The 16,190-nt window shown below is 65.0% G+C and carries 15 protein-coding genes; 5 read left to right on the top strand and 10 right to left on the bottom strand.

Features of this window, described 5'->3' with window-relative positions:
- Positions 1-2: 2 nt before the first annotated feature.
- The 5 genes from AC1DJT_RS07835 (at position 3) to AC1DJT_RS07815 (ending at position 5,885) form a co-directional block, all read left to right on the top strand.
- Positions 3-992, top strand: a complete 990-nt coding sequence (locus AC1DJT_RS07835; RefSeq protein ID WP_476833851.1) for a CE1 family esterase — start codon at positions 3-5, stop codon at positions 990-992.
- Between the two features lie 58 nt (positions 993-1,050).
- Complete coding sequence (locus AC1DJT_RS07830; protein ID WP_476833850.1) at positions 1,051-2,700, top strand: thiamine pyrophosphate-binding protein; 1,650 nt, start codon at positions 1,051-1,053, stop codon at positions 2,698-2,700.
- On the top strand, positions 2,700-3,905 hold the full coding sequence (locus tag AC1DJT_RS07825; protein ID WP_476833849.1) for an OpgC family protein: 1,206 nt from the start codon (positions 2,700-2,702) through the stop codon (positions 3,903-3,905). The genes AC1DJT_RS07830 and AC1DJT_RS07825 overlap by 1 nt, the downstream gene beginning before the upstream one ends.
- Positions 3,906-3,975: 70 nt before the next feature.
- On the top strand, positions 3,976-5,361 hold the full coding sequence (locus AC1DJT_RS07820) for a tetratricopeptide repeat protein (RefSeq protein WP_476833848.1): 1,386 nt from the start codon (positions 3,976-3,978) through the stop codon (positions 5,359-5,361).
- A 23-nt stretch (positions 5,362-5,384) separates the two neighbouring features.
- Positions 5,385-5,885, top strand: a complete 501-nt coding sequence (locus AC1DJT_RS07815) for a hypothetical protein (protein ID WP_476769533.1) — start codon at positions 5,385-5,387, stop codon at positions 5,883-5,885.
- 45 nt (positions 5,886-5,930) lie between these two features.
- Here AC1DJT_RS07815 and AC1DJT_RS07810 read toward each other — a convergent pair whose 3' ends face one another.
- From AC1DJT_RS07810 to AC1DJT_RS07765, 10 genes are all read right to left on the bottom strand, one after another.
- On the bottom strand, positions 5,931-6,884 hold the full coding sequence (locus tag AC1DJT_RS07810; protein WP_476833847.1) for an N-acetylglucosamine kinase: 954 nt from the start codon (positions 6,882-6,884) through the stop codon (positions 5,931-5,933).
- On the bottom strand, positions 6,871-7,563 hold the full coding sequence (locus AC1DJT_RS07805; protein ID WP_476769531.1) for an N-acetylmannosamine-6-phosphate 2-epimerase: 693 nt from the start codon (positions 7,561-7,563) through the stop codon (positions 6,871-6,873). Before AC1DJT_RS07805 ends, AC1DJT_RS07810 begins: the two co-directional genes overlap by 14 nt.
- Positions 7,560-8,417, bottom strand: a complete 858-nt coding sequence (locus AC1DJT_RS07800) for a carbohydrate ABC transporter permease (RefSeq protein ID WP_441505908.1) — start codon at positions 8,415-8,417, stop codon at positions 7,560-7,562. The genes AC1DJT_RS07805 and AC1DJT_RS07800 overlap by 4 nt, the downstream gene beginning before the upstream one ends.
- A complete protein-coding gene (locus AC1DJT_RS07795) occupies positions 8,414-9,346 on the bottom strand; it encodes a carbohydrate ABC transporter permease (protein ID WP_476769530.1) in 933 nt (310 codons plus the stop codon). The genes AC1DJT_RS07800 and AC1DJT_RS07795 overlap by 4 nt, the downstream gene beginning before the upstream one ends.
- 112 nt (positions 9,347-9,458) lie before the next feature.
- Complete coding sequence (locus AC1DJT_RS07790; RefSeq protein WP_441489783.1) at positions 9,459-10,700, bottom strand: extracellular solute-binding protein; 1,242 nt, start codon at positions 10,698-10,700, stop codon at positions 9,459-9,461.
- 61 nt (positions 10,701-10,761) lie between these two features.
- On the bottom strand, positions 10,762-11,709 hold the full coding sequence (locus AC1DJT_RS07785) for a hypothetical protein (RefSeq protein WP_476769528.1): 948 nt from the start codon (positions 11,707-11,709) through the stop codon (positions 10,762-10,764).
- A gap of 145 nt (positions 11,710-11,854) precedes the next feature.
- The gene (locus AC1DJT_RS07780; protein WP_476833846.1) at positions 11,855-13,483 is read right to left on the bottom strand and encodes an ABC transporter ATP-binding protein; all 1,629 of its coding nucleotides are present in this window, start codon (positions 13,481-13,483) and stop codon (positions 11,855-11,857) included.
- Positions 13,480-14,310, bottom strand: a complete 831-nt coding sequence (locus AC1DJT_RS07775) for an ABC transporter permease (protein ID WP_476769526.1) — start codon at positions 14,308-14,310, stop codon at positions 13,480-13,482. Before AC1DJT_RS07775 ends, AC1DJT_RS07780 begins: the two co-directional genes overlap by 4 nt.
- A gap of 3 nt (positions 14,311-14,313) precedes the next feature.
- On the bottom strand, positions 14,314-15,291 hold the full coding sequence (locus tag AC1DJT_RS07770) for an ABC transporter permease (protein ID WP_113515850.1): 978 nt from the start codon (positions 15,289-15,291) through the stop codon (positions 14,314-14,316).
- A 40-nt stretch (positions 15,292-15,331) separates the two neighbouring features.
- Positions 15,332-16,190: ABC transporter substrate-binding protein (locus AC1DJT_RS07765; protein ID WP_476833845.1), on the bottom strand; the 859-nt coding region annotated here is incomplete at its 5' end.

Below are 16,190 nucleotides of genomic sequence, written 5' to 3'. Positions count from 1 at the left end.
AGATGCTGACCTCGCCCCGCCCCGATACGCTCGCATACGCGCAGAGCGCGGCCTTCCGGGCCTTTCGCGGGAAAGCGACGAACATGGCGACAGCAGCGCGCTTCGGCCTGGCGATCATAGCGCTCGCAATGGCGCTGACCACGACGCTGACATCCGCCGCCATCGCACAGGAACACGCCAGGACGGAAGCGCGCCTCACGCCTTGCCCGGCCGAGGGAGGCTGCCCGGTCGAGGGCGGATTCTATCGCATCCTGCTGCCTGCGCAGGCCGCGATCGGGCATCTGCGCGGCGCGATCATGTACTTTCACGGCTGGCAAGGCTCGGCCGAGGAGATCATGGCCGATCAGGGTCTCGTCGCGGTTGCGCAACGCCTCGGCGTTGCGCTGATCGCCCCTGACGGGATGGGGCGGACCTGGTCCTATCCCGGTTCTCCCGGACACCATCGCGACGAATTCGCCTTCATCGGCCATGTTCTCGACGACGTCGCGCAACGCTTCCCCGTCGATCCCCGCAGGATTCTGGCCAGCGGTTTCTCGCAAGGCGCGTCMATGGTCTGGAATCTGGCCTGCCGAATGCCATCGCGCTTTGCCGCCTTTGCGCCAATCGCCGGTGCGTTCTGGGAGCCATTTCCGCAGGACTGCGTCGCCCCCCGGCCCAATCTGATCCATGTCCATGGCACGAGCGACACAACCGTGCCGATGGCGGGGCGCCCACTCCGGTCCGGGTACAGGCAGGGTGATCTCTTCAGGAGCCTCGCCGTCCTGGCACCCGGCTGCACCTCATCCTGGGCGGATGAGGTCCGGAAGGCGCCGCAGCCGGAGGCCCTGACGTGTCGGCTGGCAACAGACTGTCCCGGGCCTGCGCGGCTGGAACTGTGCCTCCATGGCGGCGGTCATATGGCCGACCCGGCCTGGGTCGAGCGGGCCTGGCAACTTGCGATGCCTCCCAAGATGCCGACAGCCGCGGCGGGCGCCAGGCTCACTTTTCCGTGAGGCCGTAACCAGYAGCTCGCCTCGCGCGATCTCTCCTGCCGATACCGAGGGAGACACCATGCGCCAGGATACAAGCCTAACCGAGATGACGCCGAAAGCGGCAGAAGCAGCATGCGTCCGAGGCGCCGATCTGATGGCGCAGCAGCTGGCTGCCGCGGGCGCGACACATGCCTTTGGCATTCCCGGCGGCGAGGTCCTGGCGCTGGTCGATGCGCTTGAACGTGCCGGCATCCGCTTCCTCCTCGCCAAGCACGAGAATGCGGCGGGTTTCATGGCCGAAGGGCTGTGGCATGCGACAGGCGCCTTGCCGGTTCTGGTCGCGACACTCGGGCCCGGCGTCGCCAATGCGGTCAATGTCGTGGCCAATGCCCGGCAGGATCGCGTCCCTCTGATCTTCATCACCGGCTGCGTCGATCAGGCCCTGGCTGAAAGCTACACGCATCAGATCTTCGACCATCAGGCCGTGCTGCGGCCGCTGGTGAAGGCAAGTTTTCGCGCCGCGCAGGGCACCGAGGATCTGGTGGTGCAGAAGGCTCTCGCCATTGCCGGGAGTGGCCGGCCCGGCCCGGTCCATATCGATCTGCCGATCGCGGTCGCCGAGGCGAAGACTGTCCAGCGCGCGGTCCAGATCGTGAAGCCTCCCGACAACAGCGCCCCCACCGATCTCAGTTTCGCACGCGAGATGATCGCGACTGCGAAGCGGCCGCTGGTCATTGCCGGGCTCGACCTGGTGAATGAGGGCTCCGCCGCCGCACTCGACCTATTCCTCACCCGGACCGGTGCCCCGCTGCTCACCACCTACAAGGCCAAGGGCCTGGTGCCGGAAAGCGATCCGCGCGTGATCGGCGGTGTCGGATTGTCGCCGAGGGCCGATGCGCTGGTACGGCCGCTGCTGGACGAGGCCGACCTCGTCGTGCTCGCCGGCTACGACCCGATCGAGATGCGCCAGGGCTGGCGCAATCCCTGGCTGACGGGCAAACGCGTAATCGACATCGTCGCCGAGGATGTCCACCACGGCATGCATAGCGCGACGCTGCTTCTCGAAGGTCATGTCGGCACCATCCTGTCGCGGCTCGGCGAAGAAGCAATGCTGGACGGCACCTGGCCGGACGGGCGCCCCGCCGCCATTCGCGCAGCGCTCAGCGAGGCCTTCGCTCCGCCATCGGACTGGGGTCCCCATGCCGTCATCGACATCCTGCGCGAGGTCGCGCCGGCGAAAACCATCGTCACGGCCGATTCCGGAGCGCACCGGATTCTGCTCAGCCAGATGTGGAGGAGCGACGGGCCGCGCCGCCTGCTGCAGTCGACMGGGCTCTGCACGATGGGTTGCGCACTCCCACTGGCGACTGGCGCGGCGCTCGGCACGGGGCAGCCCACACTCTGCTTCGTCGGCGATGCCGGCCTCKAAATGGTCCTGGGCGAGCTCGCGACCCTGCGCGATCTGGCGCTGCCGGTTGTCCTYGTCGTATTTGTCGATGAGAGCCTTGGCCTGATCGCACTGAAGCAGCGCCAGCTTGGCCTGGCCCGCGCCGCAGTCGATTTTGGCGGCACCGGTTTCGCGGCGATTGCCGGTGCGATGGGCGGCCACGGTAGCACGATCTCAAACCCGGACAGCCTCAGGCGCGAGGCACGCGCCGCATTCCAACGCAGTGGTTTCACGGTGCTCGCCTGCAGGATCGATGCAGGCAGCTACGAAGGAGCCTTCTGATGCGCACGCTTCAACAGAAGGCAGGCAAGCGCCCGCGCGATGAACGGCTCGACTTCTTCCGTGGCCTGACGATGCTGATCATCTTCGTCGCGCATTGGCCGCAGAACAGCTGGAACGCCTTCATCCCTGCTCGCTTCGGCTTCTCGTCAGGCGCCGAACTCTTCGTCTTTTGTTCCGGCATTGCCAGCGCACTCGCCTTCGGCAGCGTCTTTGTTCGCCGCGGCCTGTGGCTTGGAACCGCGCGCATCATGCTGCGCATCTGGCAGGTCTATYGGGCGCAACTCGGACTCGTTCTGGCGCTGATCGCGCTCGCCGCGCTGCTCGATCAGAGTTTCGGCCTTGGCGTGCTCGCGTCCCAGTTCGCGCCGCTCCTGAGCTCCCCGGACACCGCACTGCTCGGCCTCGCGACGCTGACCTGGCAGCCGGATTATCTCGATATCCTGCCGATGTATCTGGTGATCCTGGCCCTGGTTCCGGTGGCCATCGCGCTGCACCGGATCAATGCTGCGTTGCCCTTCCTGATGGTGGCGCTGCTCTATGGGCTTGCCTGGGCTGTCGACCTCAATCTCCCCGGAAATCCCTGGAACGGCGCCGGCTGGTTCCTGAACCCATTCGCCTGGCAGCTCATCTTCTTCATCGGGTTCTTCATCGGTATGAAATGGTTGCCGGTACCGCGGCTTGGCGAGCACAGGCTGATGCTTGCTGCCGGCGTCTTCCTGCTCCTTTCCGTCCCGTTCTCCTTCTGGGGTTTCCTGGAGCACTGGCCGGCGGCGCAGGCGCTGCGCGACCTGATCCTGCCCGCCAGCGAGAAGAGCAATCTGCACATCCTGCGCGTGCTGCATTTCCTGGCATTGGCCTATCTCGTGCTCAGCCTGGTCGAGCCCTGGCGCCGGAATCTGGATCAGGGCGTTGGCCACTTGCTCATCTTGATCGGACGGCAATCGCTCGCCGCCTTTCTTGCCAGCGTCGTGCTGGCAAGGCTCGCCACCACCGCGGCCGATATGCTGGGCCGGACCCAGTTGAGCATGGCGCTGCTCAATCTCGTCGGCTTTGCAGCGATCCTCGGCGTCGCGGTCGTGGTCGGCTGGTTCAAGAGCGCACCCTGGGCTGGTCATGCCGCGCCAGCGAAGGCTGAACCGCAACGCACGGATGAGACGGAAGCGCCCAAGCACAGCCTGCCAACACGGGTCCGTGAAGCGAGTTGATCGCCGCTTGATCGGCCGCCAGCGAACTCCCCGAGAGACGCCCCTTCAAGGGCTCGAACGGAGCAGCCTCATGTATCACGATCTCTCAGGCGAGCGCCTCACTGTCGCGAACGACGCTGCACGCCTCGCCTGGAACGACACGCTCGAAGCCGTGCTGGCCCATGCTGCCGCAACGCCGGAGCATCTCGCCCGCGTGCTGGCAGCGGATCCGGATTTCGCACTGGCTCATGCGGCCAAAGGCCTGATGCTGCTTTCGCTTGCCAGGTCAGAATTGCTCGGAGCGGCGCGCGACTGCCTCGTCAAGGCCAAGGCGGCCATCGCGTTGCGTCCCGTCACACAGCGTGAGCGCATGCTGGTCGAGGCATTGGCGTTCTGGCTGGCCGATGCACCGCGACTGGCCACCGGGCGCCTGGAAGCGATTCTGGAGGCCCACCCCCTCGACGTGCTGGCGCTAAAACTCTCTCACGGCCTGCGCTTCATGCTCGGTGATCAGGYCGAGATGCTGGCCTGTCTGCGCCGTACCGCGCCAGCTTTCGGCGAAAGCCATCCGCTCGCCGGATATGTCCATGGCTGCCATGCTTTCGCGCTCGAAGAACAGGGTTTCTATGCCGAGGCCGAGCGAGCGGGCCGCCGCGCCGTCGCCCTGGCGCCGCGCGATGCCTGGGGCCGCCACGCCGTCGCGCATGTGCTGGAAATGACCGGCCGCGCCGACGAGGGGATCATCTGGCTCGGGAATGCCCGGAACTGGTCCCATGCCAATAACCTGCGCTTCCACATCGTCTGGCACCTCGCCCTGTTCCGGCTCGAGCGCGGAGAGACCGCGGAGGTGCTGTGCCTTTATGACAACGATATCCGGGGCGAGCCCACCGACGATTATCGCGACATAGCCAATGGCGCCTCGCTGCTTGCCCGGCTCGAATATGCCGGCGTCGATGTCGGGACGCGCTGGGAGGAACTGGCCGCACTCGCCGAGGGCCGGATCGATGATGGCCGCCTGGTCTTTGCCGACCTGCACTATGCTCTCTCATTGCTCGGCGCCGGGCATTCAAGCGGMGCGGAGGCGATCGCCCGCACGCTCGTTGGGGATAGCCGGGCGCATCGCAGCAGCGAGCGCAGGCAGGCGGCCCATCATGGTGCGCTCGCGGCCTTCGGCCTGCTCGCCTTCCATGAAGGCGACTACAGCGAGGCGGCGAGGCTGCTGGGCGCCGCGCGCGACGGACTGGTCGCGATCGGTGGCAGCCACGCTCAACGCGACCTCTTCGAGCAGGCCTATATCGAAAGCCTGATCCGCTCGGGCAACCATGAGCGCGCGGCCCCGCTTCTTAGCGAACGCATCACGAAACGCGGCGGCTCCAACCTCTTCGCCGCGCGCCGGCTGGCGTTGCTGCGCAACCGGCCGGCCGCACACACCGCCGCGTTGGCCGTCGCGGCGACCCCGCTCGCGCTCGCCCACTAAACGCCACCACAGGAATAACAGCCATGATCACCACCACCCTGCCCTGGACCACAGCCCTTCTATCAGCACGCACCATCGCGAACCTGGCCCTTGGCGGCTTTGCCGGGCTTGGCTTCTGGGAACTGTTCTCGGCCGTCCCGACCGCGTGGTTCGCGGAATTCCCCCTGGAGCCGCCCGAGTTGGTGAAGTCGCTGTTTTCCCACCAGCTCGGCCTGACGCTTTCGACGCCGGTCGCGAAGCTGCTGCATTTCCTCACAGGCTTCCTGTTCTACCCGCTCGGCTATTACGCGCTGACGCGTTTCGTGAAGAGTTTCGGCATGCCCGCCGATGGTTGGATCTGGGGGGTGATCACCTACTTCATCGCGCTCGGCTTCTTCGCGCCCCTGGCCGGTCAGGCCTTCCTTCTCACCGACGTGCCGCGCCTCTCCCTCATGAGCCTGATTGGCCACGCGATCTATGGCTACCTTGCGGCCTTCGTCTTCGAGCAACTCGAAGCGTCTTCTGCGCCGGTTCGTCCCCGCTGAGGATCCGACCGGGCTCTTGTCGATGACCGGGCACATAGCGCGGTTTCAACGCCCTGTGCCCGGCTCTCCCTCACCTGGATTCGCAGCCAACCCGACGGCCAGTCGCGCCGCGACTGCCGGCACATCGGGGCTGGCATCGGCCAAAAGCACGGGTGGCGCGACGGAGGCTGCGAAGCTTTCGGCAATGGCTGGCGAGAGCGTGATCGCACGGCCGGCCAGGGCCACCGGCTTGAGGCCGACACGCCCACGCAGTGCCAGAGCGAGGCGGGCGAGTTCCCGTCCTGCCCCCACAAAAATCCGTCTCGCTTCGGGATCCCCGGCCTCATCGGCAGCGCTTACGGCACGGGCCAAAAGCCCCAGGCTGCCGCGGTCGCCGCCATAGATATAGACGCGGGCCGCATCCCAGGAGCTGCCGCCAACAGCTGCGGAGAGCGCCCGGCCAATCACTGTGCTCCAGCCGGAACCCGGCGCTTCATCTTCTCGCCGCAGGACGAACCGCAACGCCTCGGTCGCGATCCAGGTCGCCGCCCCGCCATCGTCGACCAGCACGCCATAGCCGCCGGCTCGGATGATCTCGCCGCCTGCCGCGAGGTGGTAGCCGATGGAGCCGGTACCGGCATAGACGACGATGCCCTCGCCGGGCGCAAAGCGGGCGCGATAACCGAGCCACATGTCGTCCACGACGAGCACGGATGTCTCGGCGCATTGGAAGGCACCCGCGAGCATCCGTGCAAAGAGGGCCGTCGTCGGCGAAGCCGATCCAATGCCCGTGACGCCGGCCACGATGGCGCTGGGCCGGCTATGGCCTGCGAGTTCCGACGCGAGCCCCGCAAAGATGCCTCGCACGCGCTCATGGTCCGCCTCGCTGAAGACATGGCCCGTCATCGGTGCCACGTCGCCTCGTGCCATGACCTCGCCAGCTGCGGAGACGAGACACCAGCGCGACGCCGTCCCGCCCGTCTCGATGCCCAGGCCCAGCGGGTGCTCAAGCCCGGGCATGCGCGACGAAACGGCGGGTGATCTCGCGGGGATTGGTGATGGCCGTGCCAACGACCACGGCGTGCGCACCGGCTGCGAAGGCCGCATCAAGCTGCTCCGGCCGCTCGAAACGCCCCTCCGCCACGATCGGCGTCGATATGGCGCCAGCGAGGGCAGCGATCAGCGCGATATCCGGCCCCGCCGCCTTCAACGCAGCGGTCTCATCGGTGTAGCCGGACAAGGTCGTGGCAATGTAGTCGGCGCCAAGCCTGGCCGCACGGACACCGTCCTCGAACGTCGCGCAATCCGCGAAGACGGGCTTGCCCAGTTCACCGCGGATGCGCGCGATCAGAACCCCGAGTGGTTCGCCATCGCGGGGCCTGGCGGTTGCATCGAGCGCAATGATGTCGGCGCCCGCGGCAGCAATCAGCGCAGCCGCGGCGAAATCGGGCGTGATATAGACCGGAAAGTGATCGTCCCAGCGTTTGAGGATGCCGATGATCGGCAGCGTGCTGACCGCGCGGATCGCAGCGATATCGGCAGGCCCATTGGCACGCAGGGCGAGCGCCCCGCCATGCTCCGCCGCCTGGGCCATCGCCGCCATGAACACCGGCCCATGCAACGGGTTGTCCGCCCGCGCCTGGCAGGACACGGCGAGGCTGCCGGACGGTATCAGGTTCTGATTGTCTAGAAGTGTCACTTTACCGCCCCTGCGGTCATGCCCCGGATGAACTGGCGCGACATCACGATGTAGATGATGGTCAGTGGCAGGGCTGCGATGGTGAGGCCGGCAAAGAGCATGCCCCAGTCGGTGGTATATTCGCCCATGAACACCGAAAGGCCCTGAGGCAGGGTCTTGCGCACATCGGTCTGGATGAAGACGAGCGGGAAGAAGAAATCATTCCAGGTCGGCACGGCATTCTGAATCGCGGAAATGACCATCGGTGGCACGGATAGCGGCAGCATGATGGACAGCATGATCCGGGGCTCGGACGCCCCGTCGATGCGCGCGGCCTCCTCGAGTTCCGTCGGCAACGTCCGCAAGAACCCGGTCATGATGAAGATCGTCGAGGGCAGGCCCATCGCCGTATAGATCAGGATGAGGCCGAAACGGGTGTCGAGCAGGCCGAAATCGCGCATCTGGAGAAAGAGTGGGATCACCGCGAGTTTCAAGGGCAGCATCAGGCCGGCCAGGAAGAACATGAAGATGGCCGAATTGCCCGGGAACTCGTAACGCGCGAGCGCATAGGCCCCCATCGTGCCGAGCAGCAGGATAAGTGCGATGGACGAGCCGGTGATGATCACCGAGTTGATGAAGTAGCCCGGCAGGCTTGTCTCGCCCCAGATCCGGGTGAAGTTCGCGACATAGGTGAAATCAGGAACGGAAAACGGTGCGTCGAAGATCTCCCCGGTCGTCTTGAAGGCCGAGAAGACCATGATGACGATCGGGTAGAGCATCAGAACGGAGTTGCCGACGAGCAGCGCGGCGGCGATCAGACTGCCGGGGCTGCTGCGCGGAAACAATGGGTCCGGGCTTTGGGCCTTTGCCGTCACAGCGCGATCTCCCGGCGGCGCAGATACTGCGTAATGAGCGTGGCGACGACCGCGATGAACATGAACATCAAGACGGCAAGCGCATTGCCGTGCCCGAAATCCTGAAGGCCTCCGCTCTGGTTGCCGAAGGCAGTGCGGTAGAAATAGAGCCCCAGCACGTCCGTCGACCCGTAGGGCGAGCCGTCCAGCCCCGCCATGATGTAGGGCAGCTCGAACCAGTTGAAGGCGCCGATGAAGAGCAGCGTCAATGTGATGGTCGTGGAGGGCGCCACCAGTGGCCAGACGACACGGGTCAGCATCTGCCAGCTGCTGCAGCCGTCGAGCTTGGCCGCTTCCAGGATTTCGCGGGGGATGCGCTGCATTCCGGCCAGATAGACCAGGGCGGGAAACCCGACCCAGTGCCAGGCATTGGCCATGACCAGCGCGGGCAGCGCCGTCGTCTCCTGACCGAGCCAGGGCTGGCGCAGCGCGCCGAGGCCGATCATGTCGAGAAGCTGATTGATGAGGCCGAAATTGGGGTCGAGGAAGAGCTTCCACAGGAACCCGACCAGGACGGTGGACAGGATCACCGGCATGAAAATCGCGATCCGGTGAAAGCGAAAGCCGAACGGCTCCCGATAGATGAACCAGGCAAGCAGAAATCCGGCGGTGTTCTGCACCACGAAAAGCGCGAAGAAGACGAAGAGATTGTGCCGGAAGGCGCGCCAGGTCAGCGCCGCGAAATGATCACCGAACAGGACATCGCTGAAATTCTGCAGGCCGACGAATTCTCCCTGGGCCATCCCCTCCCAGCGATAGAAGGCAGAGCTGAGCGCCACCAGCAGCGGCCAGACGACGAAGGTCAGCATCATCGCCATCGGCGGCACGATGAGAAATGCGATCCAGGCCGCGCGCTTGCGCCTTTCGCGGCGTCGGTAATCCGTCTTCATGAGACCTGGCCTGTTGAAGCAGCACTCAGGGGGAGAGCCCGGCGCGCGCCTGTCCAAGCGCATGGTCGGGTTCTGCCGGCCATGCGCATCATGGGAGCTTCAGCCCCGGAGCTTACTTCTTAAAGGGTGCGTAATAGGTCCCGATGCCCTTTGTGACCTCGGCACCGACCTCGGCCGGAGTCGCCTTGCCCGCCAGCATCTTCTGCACGCCGGACTGCAGCAGCACCGAGCCCGTCGGCTCCTGATAGCGGAAATTGACCAGCATGATGTAGGACATGGCCCGCTCGTTGAGCGCCGCGACCTCCTTCAACAACGGATTCTCGAACTTCACGCCCTTGATTGGCGAGATGTTCTGCAGATCGTTCGAGAAGGCCGTGCCGAACTCAGGCGTACCGAGGAAGCGCAGGAACTTGAGCGCTGCGTCCTTCTTCTTCGACGCGGCGTTGATCGCGTAGCCGCCATCGTAATAGAGCGCGACAAGCCGCTCATCCCCGGCCTTGGCAACCGGCGAGGCGAACATCCCCAGTTTCAGCTTCGGGTTCTGGCGCAGGAAGTTGGCGAGCTCGAAGGAGCCACCGGCAAACATGGCTGCGCGCCCGGCCGCGAAGAACTGCTGCGACGCGGCATAATCCACGCCCGAGAAATTCGGGGCGAAGTACTCCTTCAGCTCGTTCAGCTTGGCGAGAGCGCCAACGAAGCGCGGATCGGTGAAGTCGGCCTTGCCGGCGAGCACGTCCTGCTCGAACTGCTTGCCGATCTGGGAGGAGAGCAAGGCGCCGACGATGGTCTCGTTCTGCCAGGAGGTGGCGGTGCCGTTACCGAAGGGGGTGATGCCCTTCTCCTTCAGCGTCTTCGAAACGGCGACGAGCTCGTCCCATGTCGCAGGCGGCGTGACGCCGGCCTTCTCGAACAGATCCTTGTTGTAGATGATCAGCATCGTCTGCGAGGCGAAGGGCACCGCATAGAGCTTGCCATCGGACCGCATGGTCTCTGCCGCCACCGCCGACGCGGGGAAATTGTCGAATTCCGGCACCATCGTCTTGTCKAGCGGCACGAGATAGTCCGGCTTGCCGACGCCAAGCGTGCCGTAGGCGCGCACCTGCACGATGTCCGGCCCGGTGCCGCCAGCAAGTGCGGTCGACAGGACTGTGGGATAGTTCGCGGCCTCGAAAGCCTCGAACTTCACATTGATGTCCGGATGTTTCTTGCGGAACGCCTCGATGAATTTGGCGTAGGCTGCCTTATCTTCCTGGCGCCAGCTCCAGAGGGTGAGATCTTCCGCCTGCACCGGAGCCGCAAGGACTGTCGCGGCGGCGAAAGCCGTCAGGGCGAGCTTGCCAAGCGCGCGTCTCAAGATGGATCTGGTCAGAATCCCGGCCAACATGTTTGCTCTCCCTCGTTGAACGTAACGTTTGTTATTGTTGGATGAATTCGACGGCCGGCAAGTTCGGCGTCACGACGAGCGCGGTCGCGTCATCGTGGATCTTGACGCGGTTGAACCGTTCCGTGCGAGGATCTCCGTTCTCGAGCCGGCGCAGTTCGGCAACGAGTGCAGTCGCACCGTCGCGCACCACAGCGTGCATGAGACCAGCCTCGTCGTAGCGTTTCAAGACATCGACAAGGCGCATGAACCCGTCGGAAGCGAGCAGGACCGTCGCCGTCGGGGACACGGTCGCGGAGAAGGAACGCAAGCCCGCTTGCCACGGAAGCCCGGGATGAACAGCCCAATAGCCATCCGGCTGGTTCAGGAAACGGCGATTCTCGTGAATCTGCGCCAGAGCAGGCGCCGAAATCGGCTCGCCGTCACGCCGCAGGCCGGTTCCGGCCGCTGCGATTGTCCGGGCCTCGAACGGGCCCGCCGAAGCGTCCGTCCAGCGCTCCATATGTTCGCCATCGAGAATAATGATCGACACGTCGCCGATCACCACCCCCTCGATACGACAGGATTCCCCCATGGCTGAAAGGCGCACGAGGCCGAGGACGGCCGAAGGCCCCTCTCCTCCGATACGCTCAGGCTGACCGTCACCCAGCACGGCGTAATCCCGAGCGGCAGCCACCTCGAGAGTTGCCGCGATCTCGGAAAGCGGGGCTTCATCGCGCGCCGTGGAACGCAGGATCTCATCGACCCGCTGCGCGAGCCACGCCCCTTCCGATTGCTGCTCCGTTCTGGAAGCGCCTGAGAAGAAGGCGGACCCGTCGATGATCCATGCATGCGAGCCGGAAGATCCCGCCATGTCCTCGTTGAAGGGCGCACTGCCCTTGACGCTGACCTGCGACAGGATGCGCCAGCCGGCCGATTCCTTCGGAACAGCAGAGACAGCGGGACGTTCTGCGGACCCTGAAAGAGACCCTTCGCCTTCCACTGTTCCGCGTGCTCCCGCTTCGCGCGCTCAGCGCGATCAACACCCTCTGGTACGATACCAATATAGAACCAGTTAACGCTGTTCAAGCCGGAAAATGCTCGCCCCTGCGCCGCCGGGCGAAGGGTTACGACGCGTGTCTGAGGGGTCAGCCCTCCTGCCGCTCGGCCACCCGCTCCAGCCCGAACTCGCGTCCGGGAATCGAGGCGAGCAGCGCTTGGGTATAGGGGTGTTGCGGATTGCCGAAGACAGCGCCGATCGGCCCGGCCTCCACCACCTCCCCGCTCTTCATGACAGCGACAAGATCGCAGACCTGAGCCGCCACGCGCAGATCATGGGTGATGAAGACGATCGACAGGCCAAGACGCTGGCGCAGTTCCGCCAACAGCTTCAGCACCTGCGCCTGGACCGATACGTCGAGCGCGGAGACAGGCTCGTCCGCCACCAGCACATCCGGCTCCAGAGCCAATGCGCGGGCAAGTCCGATCCGCTGGCGCTGGCCGCCCGAGAACTCATGCGGGTAGCGTTCGGTCGCGGCGGGATCGAGACCGACCAGCCCAAAGAGTTCCTTGGCGCGCGCCAATGCCTGCGCACGCGGCATGCCGTGAACGACGAGGCCTTGCGCGACCGCTTCCCCCGCCTTGCGGCGCGGGTTGAGCGAGGCGAATGGATCCTGGAACACCATCTGGATATGGCGCGTCTCCGCCCGCATCTGCTCGCGGGTCAGACAGGCGAGGTCGCGGCCGTTCAGGCGGATCTCGCCGCTCTCGGGATCGATCAGGCGCACGAGGCAGCGCGCCAATGTCGACTTGCCGGAACCGGACTCGCCAACGATGMCGAGCGTGCCGCCCTTCGGCAGCACCAGCGAAACATCCTTGACCGCGTGGGTGATGCGCTGACCGCGACCGAAGAAGCCACCGGTGCGATACGTCTTCGAGACGTGCTCTATGGTCAGGATCGGATCGCTCGACAGCGGACGCGGAGGCGGAGCCTTCAGTGGCGGCACCGCGGCAATCAGCTGCTTCGTGTACGCGTGCCGGGGATTGTCCAGCACCGCACTGGCCGTGCCCTCTTCGACGACGCGGCCCTGGCTCATCACCGCGACGCGGTCGGCGATTTCGGCAACGACACCGAAATCATGTGTGATGAACAGAACGGCCGTGCCCTTGCGCCGCTGCAGGTCGCGAATGAGTTCGAGGATCTGCGCCTGGGTGGTGACGTCGAGCGCAGTCGTCGGCTCATCGGCGATCAGCACCCTGGGATCGAGTGCGAGCGCCATAGCGATCATGGCGCGCTGGCGCTGACCGCCCGAGAGTTCATGCGGATAAGCCTTGAGCGCCGAAGCCGGATCGGGAATCCGCACTTCATCGAGCAGGGCGAGGACCCGCGTCCTGATCTCGCCAGCCGGCAGATCCGTATGGATCTCGAACATCTCGCCGATCTGGTCGCCAATGCTGCGCAAGGGATTCAGCGCGGTCATCGGCTCCTGGAAAATCATCGCGATCCCGGCGCCGCGCACCTTGCGCATCTCGGCCTCGTTCACATCGGCAAGGTTGCGGCCCTCGAAGAGGATGCGCCCGCCGTCGATCGCGACCCCGCCCGGCAGCAGCCGCATGATGGCATTGGCCGTCATCGACTTGCCGGAGCCGGATTCGCCGACGACGCAGAGGATCTCATTGGCCGCCAGGGAGAGCGACACATTCGCCATGGCGTGCGACCGGTCGGCGCCGGCCGGCAGCTTCACGCTGACATCGTCGAGAACAAGAATCGGGGTCATCGGCTCTTCAGCCTCGGATTGAGAGCGTCATTGAGCCCCTGCCCGACCAGCGAGACGGCGAGCACGGTGACGAGAATGGCAATGCCGGGAATGGCCGAGACATACCACTGCACGCGCAGCACATCGCGCCCTGCGCCGATCAGGTTGCCCCAGGAGGCAACGTTCGGATCGGAGAGCTTCAGGAAGGCGAGCGCGCTCTCGAGCAGGATCGCGACCGCCATCACGACGCTGGCATAGACGATCACCGGCGGTAATGCGTTCGGCAGGATCTCGCCAAAGATTAGCTTGATGTCCTTCAGTCCCAGTGTGCGTCCCGCCTGCACGAACTCGCGGTTGCGCAGCGAAAGGAACTCGGCGCGCGTCAGTCGCGCCGAAGCCGGCCATGAGACGATGCCGATGGCGACCGTCACCGTGGTGATGGTCGAGCCGAACACCGCGACGAGCACGAGCAGCAACAGGAAGTTCGGCAATGTCTGGAAGGCCTCGGTCACGCGCATCAGTACGGTGTCGACCCAGCTGCCGTAATAGCCGGCGAAGGCGCCGATCGTGATGCCGATCATGACCGAGATAAAGGTCGCGACCAGACCGATCAGCAGCGAAATGCGTGCGCCATGGAAGATCTGCGCGGCGATGTCGCGGCCGGAATTGTCGGTCCCGAGCAGGAAGCGCGGGTTGCTGAAAGGCCAGATCAGCGGCCGCCCGGCAAGCGCCAGCGGATCGCGCGGATAGAGCCAGTCGGCCGTCCCCGCCATGGCCAGAACGAGGATGAGCAGCAGCAGGCCGATGACGGCCGAGGGACTGCGGAAATAGAGCCTTGCGAACTCCATGGCTCAGGCTCCCGCCGTGATGCGCGGATCGAGCCGGGCATAGAGCAGGTCGACGATGAAATTGACCGCGATCACCAGCAGCGCCGAGACGAAGATGATGCCGAGCAAGGTGTTGAGATCGCGCTGCACGACCGATTCATAGGCCAGCCGCCCCAGCCCCGGCAGCGAGAACACGCTCTCGACCACCACAGAACCGCCGAGCATCGTGCCAGCTTGCAGGCCGATCAGCGTCACCATCGGCAGCAGCGCATTACGTAGGACGTGCCGCACCACCACCCGCGTCTCATCCATGCCCTTGGCCCGCGCCGTGCGGACGAAATCGAGGTTGAGCACCTCGAGCATCGAGCCGCGCATGATGCGCAGATAGATCGCCATGTAGAACAGGCCGAGCGTCAGGGTCGGCAGGATGAGGTGCTTGGCGATGTCGAGCGTCCGGGCCAACCCCGTAAGGCTGACTGTGATATCCTCGAAACCACCGGCTGGCAGCCATTGCAGGTAGATCGAGAACACGACGATCGCCATCAGCCCGAACCAGAAGGTCGGCATGGCGTAGAAGATCAGCCCCAGTGTCGAGATCAGGGTATCGGGCCATCTGTTGACGCCGCGCGCCGCGATCACACCGAAGATCAGCCCGAAGAAAAAGGCAAAGGACAGCGAGGCGCTCATCAGCAGGATCGTCGCCGGCAGCCGCTCCGCAATCACGGTCACGACCGGCTTGCCGTAGATCGCCGAGAAGCCAAGATCGAGCCTGACCAGTCGCCAGAGATAATTGCCGAGCTGGGCCCAGACCGAGAGATCGAGCCCGTAGAACTCGCGCAGATGGCGGGCGGTGGCGGCATCGCCACCGCCCATTTGCGCCATCATCGCATCGACCGTATCGCCGGGCGCGAATTGCAGCAGCAGAAACACCCCGATCAGGATCAGGATCAGGGTCGGGATCGAGGCGGCAAGACGCCGCCCCGCAAGAGCTAATACGCGCATGGGAACTGGCCGGTTTCGACTGCGGAGGCTGGTGGACGTGTCACTCCGCCAACCAAAGATCGTGCCAGGAACTCGAGCCCCAGCGCGGCGTGTTGGAGTGGTTGCGGGCCTTGGCGTTGATCACCGTCAGGAAGATCTGCTCGATCGGCGTCCAGATCGGCAGCTCCGTGTTGGCGCGCCGTACGAAGTCGCCATAGAGCGCCTTGCGCTTCGTCGGATCCACCTCGGTCGCCGCGTCGTCGATGATCTTGTCGATCGTCGGATCGGTCCAGTCCCATTGATTGGTCCATGGCGCACCCTTGGGCTGCCCAGAGCGATACCACACCGTCGTCGAGACCGCAGGATCATTGCGGTACTGATGCCAGCCCGTAGCCAGGTCGAAGGCGTGGTCGTCATAGACCTGCTTCAGGTAGCCGCCACCATCGTTGCGCACGATCTCGACCTTGATGCCGACATTGGCGAGCGACTGCTGGATGAAGGTGGCAAAGAGCGTGATGTCCTCGCCCCATGGAGCCGGCAGCAGGCGCACCGAGAAGCGCGTCCCGCCGGCGCCGGCCTTGAACCCGGCTTCGTCGAGCAGCTTCGTGGCGAGTGCCTTGTCGAAGGGATATTGCGGGCCGTTATCGGCCGGATAGAAATCGGTCGAGACGGAGGGGACCGGACCTGTGCCGAGCTTGGCGAAATCGCCGAGGAAATTCTCGATGAAGAACGGGATGTCGAGCGCATGCGCGATCGCGCGCCTGACCCGGATATCCGCGAGTTCCTTGCGGCGGAAATTAAACTCGATCGTGTTCGTGCGGGCGTTGCCCTCGTTGCCCTTGGTCGAAACGATGAAGCGCGGATCCTTGCCGAGACGGGCGGAATCCGAGATCGTCAGGCCCGAGAACGGGCTGTAGTGG

The sequence above is a fragment of the Allobosea sp. 05T422_2 genome (assembly GCF_056396265.1).
Note: the sequence above shows the minus strand (reverse complement) of the source record. Positions and strands in the feature narration are given on the sequence as shown.

Coding starts and splice junctions, on each gene's coding strand:
- AC1DJT_RS07815 (WP_476769533.1), top strand. CDS start 5,385: ATGATCACCACCACCCTGCCCTGGACCACAGCCCTTCTATCAGCACGC.
- AC1DJT_RS07810 (WP_476833847.1), bottom strand. CDS start 6,884: ATGCCCGGGCTTGAGCACCCGCTGGGCCTGGGCATCGAGACGGGCGGG.
- AC1DJT_RS07795 (WP_476769530.1), bottom strand. CDS start 9,346: ATGAAGACGGATTACCGACGCCGCGAAAGGCGCAAGCGCGCGGCCTGG.
- AC1DJT_RS07775 (WP_476769526.1), bottom strand. CDS start 14,310: ATGGAGTTCGCAAGGCTCTATTTCCGCAGTCCCTCGGCCGTCATCGGC.
- AC1DJT_RS07770 (WP_113515850.1), bottom strand. CDS start 15,291: ATGCGCGTATTAGCTCTTGCGGGGCGGCGTCTTGCCGCCTCGATCCCG.